The 17,330-nt window shown below is 66.7% G+C and carries 13 protein-coding genes, 3 pseudogenes and 2 riboswitches; of the genes and pseudogenes, 6 read left to right on the forward strand and 10 right to left on the reverse strand.

Annotation, left to right across the window (positions count from 1 at the left end; genetic code table 11):
- Window positions 1-75: 75 nt before the first annotated feature.
- Together RM531_RS00885 and RM531_RS00890 are read right to left on the reverse strand one after the other, a co-directional pair.
- Window positions 76-336, reverse strand: a pseudogene (locus RM531_RS00885) (alpha/beta fold hydrolase); the annotation flags it as partial.
- 280 nt (window positions 337-616) lie between these two features.
- Entirely contained in the window at window positions 617-1,204 is a 588-nt protein-coding gene (locus RM531_RS00890) for a TetR/AcrR family transcriptional regulator (RefSeq protein WP_311656581.1), read from the reverse strand.
- Between the two features lie 102 nt (window positions 1,205-1,306).
- Here RM531_RS00890 and epsC point away from each other — a divergent pair, with 102 nt between their 5' ends.
- Window positions 1,307-2,287: a serine O-acetyltransferase EpsC gene (gene epsC / locus RM531_RS00895; RefSeq protein ID WP_311656583.1), complete on the forward strand. Its 981-nt coding sequence runs from the start codon at window positions 1,307-1,309 to the stop codon at window positions 2,285-2,287.
- On the opposite strand, the gene RM531_RS00900 is transcribed toward epsC, so the two are convergent.
- From RM531_RS00900 to RM531_RS00910, 3 genes are read right to left on the reverse strand one after another with little or no spacing between them, the layout of a single operon-like run.
- Window positions 2,288-2,947 (reverse strand): phosphoglycolate phosphatase, encoded by a 660-nt coding sequence (locus RM531_RS00900; protein ID WP_311656584.1) that lies wholly within the window; start codon window positions 2,945-2,947, stop codon window positions 2,288-2,290.
- 12 nt (window positions 2,948-2,959) lie between these two features.
- Window positions 2,960-3,355, reverse strand: a complete 396-nt coding sequence (locus tag RM531_RS00905) for an MAPEG family protein (protein WP_311656585.1) — start codon at window positions 3,353-3,355, stop codon at window positions 2,960-2,962.
- A gap of 59 nt (window positions 3,356-3,414) precedes the next feature.
- On the reverse strand, window positions 3,415-4,026 hold the full coding sequence (locus RM531_RS00910) for a LysE family translocator (RefSeq protein WP_311656586.1): 612 nt from the start codon (window positions 4,024-4,026) through the stop codon (window positions 3,415-3,417).
- A gap of 113 nt (window positions 4,027-4,139) precedes the next feature.
- A riboswitch (cobalamin riboswitch) is annotated at window positions 4,140-4,296 on the forward strand.
- A gap of 121 nt (window positions 4,297-4,417) precedes the next feature.
- Between RM531_RS00910 and RM531_RS00915 the strand changes: the two genes are divergently transcribed.
- A complete protein-coding gene (locus RM531_RS00915) occupies window positions 4,418-6,436 on the forward strand; it encodes a TonB-dependent receptor (protein WP_311656587.1) in 2,019 nt (672 codons plus the stop codon).
- Window positions 6,437-6,459: 23 nt separating this feature from the next.
- Window positions 6,460-7,704 (forward strand): hypothetical protein, encoded by a 1,245-nt coding sequence (locus RM531_RS00920; protein WP_311656588.1) that lies wholly within the window; start codon window positions 6,460-6,462, stop codon window positions 7,702-7,704.
- Window positions 7,705-7,743: 39 nt separating this feature from the next.
- Here the strand turns inward: RM531_RS00920 and RM531_RS00925 are convergent, their stop codons facing one another.
- Genes RM531_RS00925 through cobO form a run of 5 tightly spaced genes read right to left on the reverse strand, consistent with a single transcriptional unit; the run spans window position 7,744 to window position 12,489 of the window.
- On the reverse strand, window positions 7,744-8,655 hold the full coding sequence (locus RM531_RS00925; protein WP_311656590.1) for a cobalamin-binding protein: 912 nt from the start codon (window positions 8,653-8,655) through the stop codon (window positions 7,744-7,746).
- Entirely contained in the window at window positions 8,648-9,424 is a 777-nt protein-coding gene (locus RM531_RS00930; RefSeq protein WP_311656591.1) for a heme ABC transporter ATP-binding protein, read from the reverse strand. Before RM531_RS00930 ends, RM531_RS00925 begins: the two co-directional genes overlap by 8 nt.
- Complete coding sequence (locus tag RM531_RS00935; RefSeq protein WP_311656593.1) at window positions 9,424-10,431, reverse strand: FecCD family ABC transporter permease; 1,008 nt, start codon at window positions 10,429-10,431, stop codon at window positions 9,424-9,426. The genes RM531_RS00930 and RM531_RS00935 overlap by 1 nt, the downstream gene beginning before the upstream one ends.
- The gene (locus RM531_RS00940; RefSeq protein ID WP_311656595.1) at window positions 10,428-11,864 is read right to left on the reverse strand and encodes a cobyric acid synthase; all 1,437 of its coding nucleotides are present in this window, start codon (window positions 11,862-11,864) and stop codon (window positions 10,428-10,430) included. Before RM531_RS00940 ends, RM531_RS00935 begins: the two co-directional genes overlap by 4 nt.
- A gap of 16 nt (window positions 11,865-11,880) precedes the next feature.
- Window positions 11,881-12,489: a cob(I)yrinic acid a,c-diamide adenosyltransferase gene (cobO, locus tag RM531_RS00945; RefSeq protein WP_311656597.1), complete on the reverse strand. Its 609-nt coding sequence runs from the start codon at window positions 12,487-12,489 to the stop codon at window positions 11,881-11,883.
- A 133-nt stretch (window positions 12,490-12,622) separates the two neighbouring features.
- A riboswitch (cobalamin riboswitch) is annotated at window positions 12,623-12,847 on the reverse strand.
- A gap of 170 nt (window positions 12,848-13,017) precedes the next feature.
- On the opposite strand from cobO, the pseudogene RM531_RS00950 reads away from it, so the two are divergent.
- The 3 genes and pseudogenes from RM531_RS00950 to metH form a co-directional block, all read left to right on the forward strand.
- Window positions 13,018-14,052: pseudogene (locus RM531_RS00950) on the forward strand (homocysteine S-methyltransferase family protein); the annotation flags it as partial.
- Window positions 14,053-14,092: 40 nt separating this feature from the next.
- The gene (locus RM531_RS00955) at window positions 14,093-14,500 is read left to right on the forward strand and encodes a GxxExxY protein (protein WP_311656599.1); all 408 of its coding nucleotides are present in this window, start codon (window positions 14,093-14,095) and stop codon (window positions 14,498-14,500) included.
- Between the two features lie 86 nt (window positions 14,501-14,586).
- A pseudogene (gene metH / locus RM531_RS00960) lies at window positions 14,587-17,322 on the forward strand (methionine synthase); the annotation flags it as partial.
- Between the last annotated feature and the right edge of the window lie 8 nt (window positions 17,323-17,330).

The raw sequence follows: 17,330 nt of genomic DNA on the forward strand, positions 1-17,330 counted from the left end.
TATCGCCTCGAAGAATGCTCCGGCCGCTTAGCGGCCTGCTTCCGATGCCTACGGCTTTACCCTCAATTCTCAGAGGGTGTTGGCCTCGAGGCTGGCGTGGGGCCGGGAGCGGCCGCAGCCGCGCTGGTCGAACAGCACGATGCGATAAATCGAGGGATCGAAGAACCGCCGGCTGCGGGCATTGCAACCGCCGCCGGGCCCGCCATGCAGAAATACCACCGGCTTGCCCGCCGGGTTGCCGCACTGCTCGTAGTACAACGTGTGCATATCGGAGACGGCGAGTTCGCCCTGATCGTAGGGCTCGATGTCGGGATAGAGCGAGCGGGGTGCGGGCATGAGGGTCGGCCTGGCGGGCGGATGCGCGGGATTGTGCCACGCGTCCCCGTCTGCCGGTCCTGTTGCTTCGTAGCGAATGCGGCCGGTTGACGTCACCAAGAAGCGAATCCGCCCGGGATAGCCGTGGCGCTGTCGCGCCTCGCTATGAAATAGGTAACGCTGTCATCGCGAGCGGCCGCAAGGCCGCGCGGCGATCTCCCGGCCGGATCATTGCACCATGGGGTAAGCAACCGGGTGAGACAGACAAGCCCTTTCGCGCCCCGCGATGATGGACGACGGCTCAGCGAGCGCCCAGCACCCGGGTCATGAACAGCCGGATGAAGGCGTCAAGCGGCTCGCGCGAGCGGGCGATCTTGGCTCGCAGGATGGCCCCTTCCCAACCGATGAGAAGAAACTCGGCCAGCTCGCGGGCATCATCCTCGGGATCGATCTCGCCGCCCGCGATCGCTTCGTCGAGGCAATCGGCCAGGCGTTCGCTCCAGTTGGCGAAGGCGCGCTCCAGTCGTTCGCGGAACGCCGGCTGCTGGGCCGCCAGTTCCTGCCCGAGATTGCCCATCAGACAGCCGCGACAGTAGTCATGGGCTTCGATCTCGTCGGCGCCGGCTTCCAGGTACTGCCGTAGCCGCTGGAGCGGCGGCGTTGTCGAATCCCCCAAAACCCGATCCAGGTACGCGGCATGGGTCTCGGCTACGGCGTCGATCACGGCCAGGCCGAATGTGTCCTTGCTGTCGAAGTAGTAGTAGAACGACCCCTTGGGGACCCCGGCGGCGCACAACACGGCGTTGATGCCGGTGTTGTTGTAGCCTTGGGTGCCAATGATCTCCGCACCCGTGCGAAGCAACAGGGCGCGTGTTTCGCTGCGGCTCATGTCGACAATATTAGACCAGTCGTCTAGTATTCGTCAAAATGAAGGCGATGATGCCCTGACGGGGTCGCCAGACGGCCGCGAAAACCGACGAGGAGCTGTGCCATGACGCCAAATCAACCCGAAGCCGTACCGCCCCGGCCCGAGGCGTCCGACGCCCGACCGGCCTGGGACCTGGAGCGGATTACCGCCGACCTGCGATCCACCCGCATGGACTGGCGCAGCGAAACCGGCCGCCTGCAGGAACTGGGCCGCCGCGATCTGCCCTCGCGCCGGGATCTGGCCGAGATCCTCGATCTGCTGCGCGGGGCGCTGTTCCCCATGCGGCTGGGGCCGCCGGCGCTGAGCGAGCGCAGCGAGGATTTCTACGTCGGCCACACCCTGGACACCGCCCTCAACCTGCTGCTGGAACAGGTGCGTCTGGAACTGCGCTACATGGCCCGGCACTGCGGCCAGCCCTGCGACGAGGGCGAGCCGGAAGCCGTGGCGCGCCGGATTGTGGGCGACTTCGCCACGGATCTACCGCGCATCCGGCGCCTGCTGGATACCGACGTGCTGGCCGCGTTCCGGGGTGACCCCGCGGCCAAGACGGTGGATGAGGTTCTGCTCTGCTATCCGGGCGTGGAGGCCATGATCCACCACCGGCTGGCCCATACTCTCTATGAGCTGGAAGTGCCGTTGCTGGCGCGACTGGTGGCCGAGCTGGCGCATTCCTCCACCGGCATCGACATCCACCCCGGTGCGCAGATCGGCCCGGGATTCTTCATCGACCACGGTACCGGCGTGGTGATCGGGGAAACCGCGGTGATCGGCGAGAACGTGCGGCTCTACCAGGCGGTGACGCTGGGCGCCAAGCGCTTCCCGGCCGACGACAGCGGCAATCTGCAGAAGGGCCTGCCGCGGCACCCGATTGTCGAGAACGACGTGGTGGTCTACGCCGGGGCGACCATTCTCGGCCGCATCACCATCGGTCGTGGCTCGACCATCGGCGGCAATGTCTGGCTGACCCGCAGCGTACCGGCGGACAGTCAGATATCGCAGGCCTCGCTGACCGACAACTGCCCGGACAACGGCGGCGGCAAGTAGTCAGGCTACGAGTTCGGCCAGCGAATCCAGGGCGTAGTCCGGGTTGCTGTCGGTGATCGGGTCGCCGTGGTTGTAGCCGTAGGTTACCGCTACCACCGGAAAACCCGCGGCGCGGCCGGCCTGCACGTCGTGGCGTGAGTCGCCCACCATCAGGCAGTGCTCGGGTGACACGCCGGCCTGCTCGGCGCAGTACAGCAGCGGTGCGGGATCGGGTTTCTTCTGCGGCAGGCTGTCCCCGCCCAGCGTCCAGCGGAAGTAGCCCTCGATTCCCAGTCCGCCGAGGATGGCCGGCAGAAAGGCCGCCGGCTTGTTGGTGACCAGCGCCAGGGGCATGCCGTGCTCGGCCAGGGCGGCCAGGCAATCCCGCACCCCGTCGAACAGGCGCGATTCCACGCAGGGCGCCGCCGCATACAGCGCCTGAAACCGGTCATGCACCGCCTCGGTACGCGCGGGATCCAGCCCGGCGTCGATCAGGGCTCGTTCCACCAGCTTGCGGGTGCCGTTGCCCACCCAGTCGCGCACCTTGGTCACACCCGCCGGGGGCGCCCCCAGTTCGGCGAGCACGGCGTCGGTCGCGGCCGCGAGATCCGGTGCCGAATCCACCAGCGTGCCGTCCAGGTCGAATACCACGAGCTCGATGCCCGCAAGCGCGGCGTGCATGGGCGTCTCCTATCAGGTGATGGCGCCGCCGAGGGCGAGCACCAGTAGGGTCAGGGCGGTGGCGGCCAGGACGAAGAATGTCGCTACCATGCCGACCATGCGGAATGTCAGGTTCTCCGGCGTGCGGGACACGCCCCAGGCGTGGCTGAGCCGGCCGGCCAGCAGCAGGGCACCCAGCAGATGCAGCCAGATCGCTGCGGCACCGAGCCCGGCCGCGGCATACAGCAGGATCAGCGCCAGCGGCACGTACTCGGCAAAATTGGCGTGCACCCGCATGGCCCGCAACAGGCGCGCGTCACCGGCGTCGCCCAGGGCCGTCTGGGTCGCCCGCCGCACGCGGATGACATTGATGCTCAGCGCAATGAACAGTAGCGCCAGCAGCGCGGCGTAGACGGAAACAATGGCCATGGGCGGGCAGCCTCGGATCAAGGAAGGTCGCGCATTGTCCGATGACCGGCAACGGATGACTACCCCGCGACCACGAATACCCCGAGTCCAACCAGCAGCAGCGCGGCCAGACGGTTGAGCGTGACCCGTGCGTGGGGGGCGCTCAGCCAGCGACGGGCGCGCTCGGCGGCCAGTACGTACACCGATTTCACCGCCAGGATCACCCCGGTGGCGAGCGCCAGCACCAGCAGACCGTCGGCGACACCAGCCTGATCCACCGACAGCACCGCCGGCATCAGCCCGAAATAGAACACCAGCGCGGTAGGGTCGGTCAGGGTCAGCAGAAAACCGGTGCCAAAGCCGGCCAGCCGAGCGCCCCCGTCGCGGCCGGCGGATGTCGATGGTGAAGCAAGCCAGGCCCGGATGCCCATGACCACAAGCACCGCGCCGCAACCGTAGCGGATCAGCGTGAATAGTCCGGCGTGGGCGTCGGCCACCATCGCCAGCCCGCCCAGCGCTACCGCGATCAGCACGGCATCGGCCGCGACGATACCCAGGACCATAACCATCCCGTGGCGCCAGCCAAGGCTGATCGAGCGGGCCAGAATCGCTGCGTCGGCCGGGCCGGGTACGACGGAAAGCAGCGCCATCGTCAGCACCAGCGTGGCCGCGCCGGCCGCGTCCAGGGTCATGCGGTTTTCCCCTTGTGCCGGCACCGGCGGCCGGCTCTGCTCATCGTCATGAGTCGGAAGTTTACTGCGTGCAGTTTGACTTCGGCGCGAGGCCTCCTAGACTAGGGGAAGATCAAGACTTAACCGTGGCAGGTGTTTCCGCCGCGCCCCGAGCGGCGCGGATAAACGGAAAAGCAAACGGGAAGTTGGTGCGAAACCAACGCTGCCCCCGCAACGGTAATCGACCCCGCGGTCGAGAGCCCGGAGACCGGCCTGCCATCGGCTATCAACGTCATTGCGGTGGGCGATGGCGTGGGGCATACCTTTCTTGCCGTCCCTCTGATAGCTGTTTGCAACAGGAACGCCCGCGCCGGGCCATGGCGCAGCGCGGGTGGTGTTATCCGGGGACAAGATGATTCGAACGCACACCGCGCCGGGCAGGGCGCTGGCGGCCGGCTGCATGCTGGCAGGGCTGTGGGCCGCGAGCGGCGCACTCCTGGCCGCTGATTCCGACACCGCCGAACTGGCGCCGATCGAGGTCGGCGCCGGCCCGCTCAACGCCGCCGACACCACGGAAGCGGCGCAGCGCACGGGCGCGGTGCGAACCATCGAGCGCGAGCGCTTCGCCAACCGCATTACCGATCTGGCCGGCGTGCTCGACGGCGAGACGGGCGTGCAGATTCGTCGGACCGGGGGGCTGGGCAGTCCCGCGGCCATCTCCATCCGGGGGTCGTCCAGCAAGCAGGTCCAGGTCTATCTGGACGGCATGCGGCTCAACGATCCGGTCACCGGCGGCGTGGATCTCGGTCTGTTCTCGCTGGCCGACATCGCCCGCATCCGCACCTATCCCGGCAGCCCGCCGGCGCGCTTCGCGGAAGCCGGCGTCGGCGGGGTCGTCTCGCTGACGTCGCTGGCCACCGGTCGTGATCCGGTGACCCGCGCCACCCTCGGCGCCGGTTCATTCGGCGCACGCCGGGCCGGGCTGTTCCACAGCGGCGGGGACGGGGATCTCGGCTACTGGCTCTCCTATGACCACCAGGCCGCAGACAATGACTTTACGTATCCCAATCAGGCCGCCTGGTTCAACCCGAACGACGGCGACACCACCACCCGCCGCAACGCCGATTTCGATCAGCATCAGCTGAGCGGCAAGCTGGGCTACCGGCTGGATGACGAACGCCGGTTGGATGCGCTGCTGCAATGGCGCGACACCGAGCGCGGCGTGCCCACCATCCAGAATTTCCGCGACAACCGGGCGCGTCTGGATACCCGCGATCAGCGTGTGCAGGTGCACTACGAGGATATCGGCGCCTTCGACGGCCGCCTGCACCAGAGCCACCGTCTGGTCTGGTCGGATATCGAGGAGCGCTATCAGAACCGGACCGGCCGGGTGGGGGTCGGGCGACAGGACGTGCAGACGGATACCCGCCGGATCGGCGGCAACAGCAGTCTGGGCTGGCTGCATGGCGGACACGTATTCGGCCTGACGGTGGATGCCTCGCATACCGGGCAGCGTCAGGACGACGCCCTGGATGCCGAAGGCGTCCTGCGGCGCGAGCGAGTCAAGCTGGTCACCGCGCTCAGTCATGAATGGCGCAGCGCCGGCGGTTTCCTTACGACCGAAGCCGCGCTGCGCCGCTTCGACGTGTTCGACGATATCGACACGGCCGGCGGCGGACGCCGCGACGACAGCGACGACAGCGACGAGGATCATCTCGGCTGGCAGCTCGGCGGGCGCCTGGCCGCAACCTCATGGCTGGGTCTCTACGCCAACGTCGCCCGGCAGATCCGGATTCCGACACTGCTGGAACGCTTCGGCCAGCGCGGCCTGTTCGTCGGCAACGCGGGCCTGGAGGCGGAAGAAGGCCTGAACGCCGAGATCGGCGCCTGCGCCGCCTACGGCCGGGGTCATGTCGAACTCACCGGTTTCCGGCGCGACCTCGACCCGGCGATTGTGGCGGTCTACAACGCCCGGGGCGTCGGCCGGTTCGTCAACATCGCCGCCGAGGTGGTCGGCGTCGAGTTCGAGGCCAGCTATCGTCCGCTGGACTGGTGGACGCTGACCGTCAGCGCCAGCACCCAGGATTCCGAGAACGACTCGCCCGGCATCGCCGACCGCGACGGCAAGCAGCTGCCGGGCGTTTACCACGACAGCGCGCGGCTCACCAGCGCCTGGACGCTGGGCGATTTTCGCCTGGCGCTGGATTACCGCTACGACGACGGCCTGTTCTACGACGCCGCCAATCTGCTGCCGGCCGACGCCCGCCGCACGCTCGGCGGCACGCTGGCCTGGGAACGGGAATGGTCGGGCGGACGCCGGACCGGACTGACCCTGGAAGTCAGCAACGCCACCGACGAGCTCTACCAGGACTTCAGTCGGTTCCCGAGTCCAGGGCGCAGCTATTTCGTGACGCTGCAACAGCAATTCTGATCCACAAGAAGGGAGATTCCACCATGCACAACACCAATCTATTCAAAGATCCCACAAGGGTCGCGGGTGCCCGGCTCATCGCCGTGGCGGCGGCTTCCCTGGCACTCACCGCCTGCGGGGGCAGCGGCGGCGGATCGGCGGGTGGCGGTGGCGCACCAATCACGGCCGACACCGCGGTGATCGCCACGTCGGGAACCGACTTCGGCAGCAATAAGATCGAGTTGGTGGATCTCGGCGAGGAGGGCGATATGACCATCATGCCGCTGGACAACACCGCGACCGATGCCGGCATCGCCGTGGATACCAAAGGCAGCGACTTCTACCGCATCGAGCAGTTCCAGGCCGATCGCATCAACAAGTTCAGCCTGGATGAGCCGAACACGAAAATCTGGGGCGAGGGCGGCTATTCGGCGCTGGCTCAGGGTGAACAGGGCTCCGCCAACCCCTATCAACTGGTATTCGCCAGCGACACCAAGGCCTATCTGCTGCGCTACGGCAAGCAGGATGCCTGGATTGTCGACCCCTCGGCAGCCACCGAAGATGAGTTCTGGACCGACGAAGTGCTGGACCTGTCCGCCTACACACCGGACGGCGCCCCGGCGCCGCGCATGTCCGCCGGCGTGATCGTGGACGGACGCCTGTTCATCACCCTGCAGCGCCTGGACGCGGCCTTCGATCCGGCCAACACCAGCTGCGTGGCGGTCTTCGATGTCGCCAACAATCAGCCGATTGCCACGGACGAGCCGCCGGATGATGCCTGCGGCGACGGCATCGCGCTGAACGGCCGCAACCCGGCTGATATCCAGTTCCAGCCGGGCATCGGCCTGCTGGTGCAGAACACCGGCGATACCTTTCCGGTCAACACGGAATTTTCCGGCGTGGATGTCATCAACCCCGACACTTACGAAGTCTCCACGCTGGTCACCGCCACCGAAGAGACCGGCATCGTTGACGACGTGGCCGTGGTGGATGACGACAACGGCTACTTCATCGGCTACCAGGGCACCAACGACAGCTTCATCACGATTGCCGACCTCCGCCGCTTCGACCCGGCCACCGGTGAGATCGACCCCGATCCTGTCGCCGGCCTGACGTCGCTGGATCTGCGGGACCTGGCCGTGGGTCCGGCAGGGCTGTTGTGGATTGCCAATGCTGATCTTGGCAATCCCCGTATCGACCTGCTGGAGCCGGGCATGGATCTGATCAGCAACTCCATTGCCACCGAACTGTTGCCCAGCGGGATCGATTTCGCGACCGCGGCACCCTGAGCGGAATCAGCCGACGGCGTCAGACCGGGTGGGCATGATTTATCGTGCCTGTCCGGTCTCGCCGGCGTCATCGCGCACGGCGTCCAGCCGGCGGCAGAGAATCCCGGCGCCCTCCAGAATTCGTACGCTGGAACGCTGCAGCAGATCCGCCGGCACGTGCACCAGGTTGTTGTCGCGCACTGCCTGAAGCGATGGCCAGCGCCGCCAGTCGTCCAGCCAGGGCGGACGCGCCGAGCCAGCACCACCGGCCACGATCACTTGCGGATCGCGTTCCAGCACGGCCTCCAGGCTGATTTGCGGTGCCAGGCTGCGGGTATCGGCAAACAGGTTGCGCGCCCCGCAGAGTTCGAGCACCTCGGCGATCACGTGATTGCTGCCGATGGTCTGCAGCGGGTCGTTCCAGACCTGGTAGAACACGGTCACCGGTGCGCGGTTGGCGTAGCGCTGGCGCAGCGCTGAAAGACCGTCGCGGAACGCTGCGGCGGCGTCACGGGCGGCGGCTGGCGTGCCGGCAAGCCGACCGAGGTCGATCACGGTTTGCGCAATATCATCCAGCGTTCGCGGCTGGTTCACGTAGACCGGAATGCCCAGCGACTGCATCCGGGCCAGGCTGGCGTCCGAGGCACCCGGTGCGGAGGCCCAGGCCAGCACCAGATCCGGTTCCAGTGCGGCGATGGCCTCCAGGCTGATGCCGCCGTAGCCGCCCACCTCGGGCAGCTCGCGCACCTCGGGCGGGTAGTCGCTGTGCGCCATGGTGCCCACCAGCCGGTCGCCGCCACCGGCGGTATAGAGGTTTTCCGCCAGATGCGGCGCTAGCGCGATGATGCGCTCGGCCGGCTGGGTCAGGCGTATCTCGCGGTCCATCGAATCCGTCACCACGACGGCCGATTCGGCCGTGGCGACGCCGGAGACGAACGCCAGGGTCAGGGCCAGCCCGCGCCGGCTAACCATGCAGCACCACCGGGGTGCCGGTGTCGGGATGGGCGATCACCCGGGCGTCGGCATCGAACAGCCGGCGCAGAATGGGTTCGGTCACGACCTCGGCCGGCCGGCCCTCGGCGATATGGCGGCCGTCACGCAGCGCGATCAGGCGGTCGGCACAACGGGCCGCCAGGCTGATGTCGTGCTGGATCATGACCACCGCCACGCCCTGATCGGCGAAGCGCCGGACCTGTCGCGTCACCAGCTGCTGATGCCCGATATCCAGCGCCGCCACCGGTTCGTCGAGCAGCAACAGCCGTGCGGGCGCATCCTCGGCGCGCCAGATCTGGGTCAGCACCCGCGCCAGCTGCACCCGCTGCTTCTCGCCGCCGGACAGATGGGTATAGGGCCGTTGCCGCAGATGCGCGATATCGGTGGCCGCGCAGGCCTCGTCGACAATGGCCTCGTCAATCCGCCGACCGGTGGCGTGGGGGCCGCGGCCCAGTCGCACCACTTCACGCACCGTGAACGGAAAACCCAGGGTCGAGAATTGCGGCAGCAGCGCCACCGCGCAGGCGCGCTCGCGAGCCGGCCAGTCGGCCAGCGGCAGGTTGCCGAAGCGGACTTCGCCGTGCTGCAGGACCAGATCCCCGATAACCGCGTGGATCAGGCTGGTCTTGCCGGCCCCGTTCGGCCCGATCACGCCCAGTACTTCGCCCGGCGCAACCTCGAGCGATATGTCGTCGAGCAGCGAGCGGCCGTTGATGGCGAGGCCCAGATTACGAATGGACAGCGTCATCAGGTCATGCCGTATTCGTGGCGGCGGCGCAGTAGCGAAATGAAGAACGGCGCGCCGAGCAGCGCCGTGAGCAGGCCGACCGGCAGTTCGGTGGGTGCCACCAGCGTGCGGGCGAGGATGTCCGCCCACAACAGCAGCACGGCCCCGGCGAGCGCCGAGGCCGGCAGCAGCCAGCGGTGATCCGGGCCGATCAGCATGCGCACGATGTGCGGCACCACCAGACCCACGAATGTGATGGCCCCAGCCACCGCCACCGATACCCCGACGCCGGCCGCCGTCAGCAGGATCAGCCGGCGCTTCACCGCATTCACCGGAATGCCCAGGTGCCGGGCTTCCGATTCGCCCAGCAGCAGGGCATTCAGGGCGCCGGCCTGGCGGGGCAGCATGGTCAGTACCGCCGCGGCAATCACCCCGACGATGCCCACCCGCGGCCAGTTGGCCCCCTCGAGGCCGCCCATCCGCCACAGGCTGATCCGCCGCAGCATCTCGTTGCTGGCATGGAACTCGAGCAGGCCGCCGGCACTGCCGGCCAGCGCCGCGATGGCAATGCCGGCCAGCAGCATGGTGGCCACCGAGGTACCACCGGGCCCGGTGGCCAGCCGGTAGACCAGCGCCACCGCGCCGGCACCGCCGGCAAAGGCGCCCAGCGAGATCAACGACAGCCCGCCCAGGCCGGCCAATGTCCCGCCGAACACGATCATCAGGCTGGCGCCGACCGACGCGCCGGCGGTCACGCCGATCAGCGAGGGGTCGGCCAGCGGATTGCGGAACAGGCCCTGCATGGCCGCCCCGCAGATGGCCAGTAGCGCCCCGACCAGGCCGGTAAGCAGCGCCCGCGGCAGGCGGATTGCCTCCACGATCAGGGCCGTGCGGCCGTCATCACCGATGCCGATAAGCGAGCCCAGAACCTCGGTGGCCGGCAGGGACACCGCGCCCACCATGATGGCCACGATCAGGCTGACGGGCGTCAGCACCGCCAGCGCCAGGGTCAGGCGAAGACCCGTCATGGCAGCCGGTCCAGGTCGATGGCCGCTTCGATCGCGTCAGCCAGACGGTTCAGCTCGGCTTCGCGGATGTCGTGCTGGCTGTCCGCCGCCGCGTCGGGCAGACCGGCCCAGGCCAGCAGGGCGTTGCAGCCGTCGGCGGTATCGAACAGGCCGTGCAGATAAGTGCCGGCAATCTGGTTGTCGGCCGAGACGGCGCCGTCGGGCCCGTCCCGTAACTGCAGAAACGGATTGGCCAGCGCGTCGCCCTCGGTGTGGCCGCAATGGATGCGATAACCACACACCGCGCCGCCGGCGGCGAGTGCGCCGGTGACGTTCTGCAGATGCTTGGTCTCGCCCAGCTCGGTAGCCAGCGCCAGCAGTCCCAGACCGGCGGTACTGCCGGCCTGGCCCTCGACCCCGTGCGGATCGGCCACCTGCCGTCCCAGCATCTGATACCCGCCGCAGATGCCCAGCAGCTTGCCCCCGTAGCGCAGATGGCGCCGGATATGAGTCTCCCAGCCCTGGTCACGCAGCCAGGTCAGATCGGCCCGCACGTTCTTGCTGCCGGGCAGGATGATCAGATCGGCCGGCCCGGGTTCGCGCCCGGGTCCGACCCATTGCAGGTTCACGCCCGGGTGCAGCCGCAGGGCATCGAAATCCGTGTGATTGCTGATGCGCGGCAGCACCGGCACCTGCACGTTCAGCGCCGTCTCCGAGGCCAGGCGCTGTTCGCTGCGGATTGCGTCCTCGGCTTCGAGATGCAGCCCCTGAAGATAGGGCAGCACGCCGAACACCGGCTTGCCGGTGCGGGCCTCCAGCCAGTCCAGGCCGGACTGGAGCAGGGCGATGTCGCCGCGGAAGCGATTGATCACGAATCCGATGATGCGATCGCGCTCGGAGGGCGAGACCAGTTTCAGCGTGCCCACGATCTGGGCGAACACGCCGCCCTTGTCGATATCGGCCACCAGCAGCACCGGGCAGTCGGCGGCTTCGGCGAAACCCATGTTGGCGATGTCGTTGTCGCGCAGGTTGATCTCGGCGGGGCTACCGGCGCCTTCCACCAGCACCCGGTCGAAACGCTGGCAAAGACGACGGTGCGACTCGAGGACCGCCTTCATCGCCGTGGCCTTGTAAGCCTGGTAGCCCACCGCGGACATGTCGCCGACCGGCCGCCCGTGGATGATGACCTGGGCGTCGGTGTCGCTGGCCGGCTTGATCAGCACCGGGCTCATGTCGGTGGTGGGTGCGACGCCGCAGGCCTGGGCCTGCACCGCTTGGGCCCGGGCGATCTCGCCGCCGTCGGCCGCCACGGCGCTGTTCAGCGCCATGTTCTGCGGTTTGAACGGGGCCACCGCGACCCCGCGCCGGTACCAGGCCCGGCCCAGGCCGGCCACCAGCGTGGATTTGCCGGCATCGCTGGCGGTGCCCTGGACCATGAGGGTGGTGGCGGTCATCGGGAATCGCGGCGGGTCAGTAGTCCACGCCGCGGCGGGCCTTGATGCCGCTGGCGAAGGCGTGCCGGACATCCTTCACTTCGGACACGGTATCCGCCAGTTCCCGCAGTTCGCGGCCGCCACCACGCCCGGTCACGACCACCGACTGTTCCGGCGGCCGGTTGGCGATGGCCTCGAGAACCTGCGTGGTGTCGAGATAGTTGTAACCCAGCATGTAGGTCAGTTCATCCAGCACCACCAGATCATAGGCCGGATCGGCCAGCATCGGCTCGGCCAGGGCCCAGGTCGCCTGCGCCGCGGCGATATCACCGCTGCGGTCCTGGGTGTCCCAGGTGAAACCGGTCCCCATCTGGTGGAAATCCACATGGGGGCAATGCTGTTGCAGATAAAGCTCTTCGCCGGAAAGCTGCACGCCCTTGATGAACTGGATCACCCCCACCCGGTGCCCGTAGCCGAGCGCCCGCATCACCATGCCGAAGGCGGAACTGGACTTGCCCTTGCCGTTGCCGGTAAGCAGCACCAGTACGCCGCGTTCGGTGTCCGCGGCCTCGATGCCGGCATCGACGCGGGTTTTCTGCTTTTCCATCGCCGCGTTGTGCCGGCGGGTTCTGTCGTCCGTGTCCATCGGGTCCACCCTGTTCGTCGTATTGCCGGTGCGCCGGCGGCGCACCGTTCGGGCGGGGAGGGTCGGGGACAGGTTGGCCGGACGGGCAGGGGCGCCCGGATACCGCCAGCCGGACCGCCGCCCACCGCAGCGCCAGAATCGATCACCACAGGCCGGTCTCCGGGCTTGCGAGCGGCTATTTGCCGGGGCCTGCGCCTTCCCGGACCATCCGGCCCAGTGGCGGTTGCAGACACCCATGACTCGCCTACCGTTGCGGGGGCAGCGCCGGACTGGCCGCGATTTCATCATCGCGATGCACCGGCTTCCCGTTTCACGCCGCCGCCATTGGCGGCAGCGAACCTGCAGGGCGCGAACAGTAGGCGCGCGACGTCATCGGGTCAACTTGCGAAGCTCCCCTCGGCGCGCCGGGACCGCCCGCCATGATCGGTCTGACGGCGGTTTTAGGGTGTGCTGGCCGCTCGTTGGATTTTTCGCCTATCCGCATAAGCGGATATACTCTGTTGCATACGTTTCGACAGCAGAACAGTCATGAGCGACGTCAAGGCGGCACTGGCCGAACGCATTCTGGTGATCGATGGGGCTATGGGCACCATGATCCAGAACCACGATCCGGACGAGAACGACTACCGCGGCGAGCGATTTGCCGACTGGGACAGTGATCTCAAGGGCAACAATGATCTGCTCACCCTGTCCAAGCCGGACCTGATCCGGGATATCCATGCGCAGTATGCCGAGCAGGGCGCGGATATCATCACCACGAATACGTTTTCAGCCACGACCATCGCCCAGGCGGATTACTCGATGGAATCGCTGGCGGCGGAAATGAACCAGGCGTCGGCGGCGCTGGCGCGGGAAGTGGCCGACGAGTACAGCACCGCGGACCGCCCGCGCTGGGTGGCAGGCGTGATCGGGCCCACCAACCGCACCGCCTCCATCTCGCCGGACGTGAACGACCCCGGCAAGCGCAACACCAGTTTCCTGGAGCTGGCCCAGGCCTATGGTGAAGCCACCGAGGCACTGCTGGACAGCGGCGTGGACATCATCCTGATGGAAACGATCTTCGACACGCTCAACGCCAAGGCCGCGGTGTATGCCTTCCGCAAGCTGATGCGCGAGCGCGGCGAGGATGTGCCGCTGATGATCTCCGGCACCATCACCGACGCCTCCGGGCGCACACTGTCCGGCCAGACCACCGAAGCCTTCTACAACTCGGTGGCCCACGGGCGGCCGATGACCATGGGCCTGAACTGCGCCCTGGGGCCGGATGCGCTGCGCGAATACGTGGCCGAGCTGTCGCGCATCGCTACTTGCTACATCCATGCCTACCCGAACGCCGGTCTGCCCAACGAATTCGGCGAGTACGACCTGGCCCCGGACGAAATGGCCAAGCACATCGGCGAATGGGCCGAATCCGGCCTGCTCAACATCGCCGGCGGCTGCTGCGGCTCGACGCCCGAACATATCGGTGCCATCGCCGAAGCCGTGGCCGGCGCCAGCCCGCGCCAGATACCGGACATCAAACCGGCCATGCGGCTGTCGGGGCTGGAGCCGTTCACGATCTCGGCTGCCTGAAGCTAGAAGAGGTAACCGCAGATTTCGCAGATTGGCGCAGATTGTTTTGGGTGAGCATCGGGACCCGCAGACATACGCAATCCTCGGTGCTGCCATGGAAGTGCACCGAGTCCTGGGGCCGGGCTTCCTGGAGGCTGTTTACCAGGAAGCCATGGCCCTGGAATTCGAGGCCCGCGATATTCCCTGTCAGCAAGAGTGCCGGCTCGACATTCGTTACAAGGGGCAACCGCTGGCGTGCTCGTACCGAGCCGACTTCATCTGCTACAACGAGGTCATTGTCGAGATCAAGGCTATTGAACGCATAACCCGGAATGAACAGGCGCAGGTAATCAACTACCTGCAAGCCACTGGTGCTGAGCGCGCGTTGCTGATCAACTTCGGGGAGTCCAGTCTTCAACACAGACGACTCGTCCTGTCGAGATCCCGGCCGCCTGACTAGCGCACCTGAAATCTGCGTCAATCTGCGCAATCTGCGGTTAAACGTCTTTCCTGGAAATTCCCGAAATCTTCGGATAAGTAAAGTTTATGGAACGTAACAATATCTTCGTCAACGTCGGTGAGCGGACCAATGTCACCGGCAGTGCCAAGTTCCGCCGCCTGATCAAGGAAGATCGCTACGACGAGGCGCTGGAAGTCGCCCGTCTGCAGGTCGAGAACGGCGCCCAGATCATCGACGTCAACATGGACGAGGGGATGCTGGACTCGGCCGAGGCCATGCGGCATTTCCTCAACCTGATCGCCGGCGAACCGGATATTGCCCGGGTGCCGGTGATGGTGGACTCCTCCAAGTGGGAGGTGATCGAGATCGGGCTGCAATGCATCCAGGGCAAGGGGATCGTCAACTCGATCTCGCTCAAGGAAGGCGAGGAGGCGTTCCTGGAGAAAGCCCAGCTGTGCCTCGACTACGGCGCCGCGGTGGTGATCATGGCCTTCGACGAGGACGGTCAGGCCGACGACGAGGACCGCCGCGTGGAAATCGCCGAGCGGGCCTACAAGCTGCTGCGCGAGAAGCTGGACTTCCCGCCGCACGACATCATCTTCGACCTCAACATCTTCGCCATCGCCACCGGCATCGAGGAACACAACAACTACGCGGTGGACTTCATCAATGCCACCAAGCGGGTGCGTGAATCCTGCCCGGGCGTGCACGTCTCCGGCGGGCTGTCGAACGTGTCGTTCTCGTTCCGGGGCAACGAGGGCGTGCGTCGGGCAATGCACTCGGTGTTTCTCTATCACGCTATCCCGGCCGGTCTGGACATGGCGATCGTCAACGCCGGTCAGCTCGACGTCTACGACCAGATTCCGGAGAAACTGCGCGAGGCGGTCGAGGACGTCGTGCTCAACCGGAATCCGGACGCCACGGAAGCTCTGCTCGACATGGCCGAGGAGTTCAAGGGCGACGGCAAGGAAAAGGCCAGCCAGGAAGACCTGGCCTGGCGCGAGTTCGAGGTCAACAAGCGCCTGGAACACGCGCTGGTCAAGGGCATCGACAGCTACGTGGTTGACGACACCGAGGAAGCTCGCCAGGCCGCCACCCGGCCGCTCGACGTGATCGAGGGACCGTTGATGGACGGCATGAACGTGGTGGGCGACCTGTTCGGCGACGGCAAGATGTTCCTGCCCCAGGTAGTGAAATCCGCCCGGGTGATGAAGAAGGCCGTGGCTCACCTGCTGCCCTACATCGAGGAAGAAAAGGCCGAGGCCGACAAGGGCAGCAACAACGGCAAGATCATCATGGCCACGGTCAAGGGCGACGTCCACGACATCGGCAAGAACATCGTCGGCGTGGTGCTCCAGTGCAACAACTTCGAAGTGGTTGACCTGGGCGTGATGGTGCCGCTGCAGAAGATTCTGGATACGGCGGAAGAGGAAAAGGCCGACATCATCGGTTTGTCCGGCCTGATCACCCCGAGCCTGGATGAGATGGTCAACGTGGCCAAGGAAATGCAGCGGCGCGGCATGACCCAGCCGCTGATGATCGGCGGGGCCACCACGTCACGGGCCCACACCGCGGTCAAGATCGACCCCACCTACGATCAGCCCGTGGTGTGGGTGAAGGACGCCAGCCGGTCGGTGCCGGTGGCCTCCAAGCTCGCCCTGCCGGATTCGCGCAAGACGATGCAGGAAGAGCTCAAGAAGGAATACGACGAAGTGCGCGAGCGCCACGCCAGCAAACGTCAGCAGAAATTCCTGTCGCTGGCCGATGCCCGCGCCAACAAGGTAAAGCTGGACTGGGACAACTACGACCCGCCGCACCCGGTGCTGCCCGAGGCCACCGACTACGCCCGGCGCCAGCCGGTGGCGGAAGCGGGTGAAGCGGTGGCGGCCGCGGGCGCGAACAGCGCCGCCCAGTCCGGCATGTACGTATTCGAGGATTTCCCGATCGAGATCCTGATCGAGACCATCGACTGGACGCCGTTCTTCATGTCCTGGGAGATGAAGGGCCGCTATCCCAACATCCTCAACGATCCGAACAAGGGCCCCGAGGCCCGCAAGCTGTTCGATGACGCCCAGGCCATGCTCAAGCAGATCGTCGACGAGAAATGGCTGACCGCCAATGGCGTGGCCGGCATCTTCCCGGCCGCCACGGTGAATGACGACGACATCGCGGTGCTGTCCGACGATCGGTCGCAGACCCTGCGCACGATCCACAACCTGCGCCAGCAGGCCGAGCACCGCGAGGGCGTACCCAACCGCTGCCTGGCCGATTTCATCGCGCCGCAGGACAGCGGCAAGCCGGACTGGGTCGGCGGGTTTGCCGTAACCGCCGGGCTGGGCTCCAACGCCAAGGTGGAGGAATTCAAGGCCGCCAACGACGACTACAGCGCGATCATGGTGGAAGCGCTGGCCGACCGCCTGGCCGAATCCTTCGCGGAGTGGCTGCACAAGCACGTGCGCACCGAAATCTGGGGCCACAGCGCCAACGAGGCCCTGCCCAACGAGGACCTGATCGCCGAAAAGTATGACGGTATCCGCCCGGCGCCCGGCTATCCGGCCTGCCCGGAACATACCCAGAAGGACGACATCTGGGAGCTGCTGGACGTGGAAAACACCACCGGCATCGAACTGACCGAATCCCGTGCCATGTGGCCCGGGGCGGCGGTATCGGGCTTCTACTTCAGTCACCCGGAATCCCGCTACTTCGTGGTCGGCCGCATCGCCAAGGATCAGGTGCAGGACTACGCCAAGCGCAAGGGCTGGGACGTGGAAACCGCGGAACGCTGGATCGGCCCGAACCTGGGTTACGAGCCCACGGAATAGGCGGGTGC

This window comes from Spectribacter acetivorans, from assembly GCF_031846305.1.
Taxonomy (GTDB): domain Bacteria; phylum Pseudomonadota; class Gammaproteobacteria; order Nevskiales; family Salinisphaeraceae; genus Spectribacter; species Spectribacter acetivorans.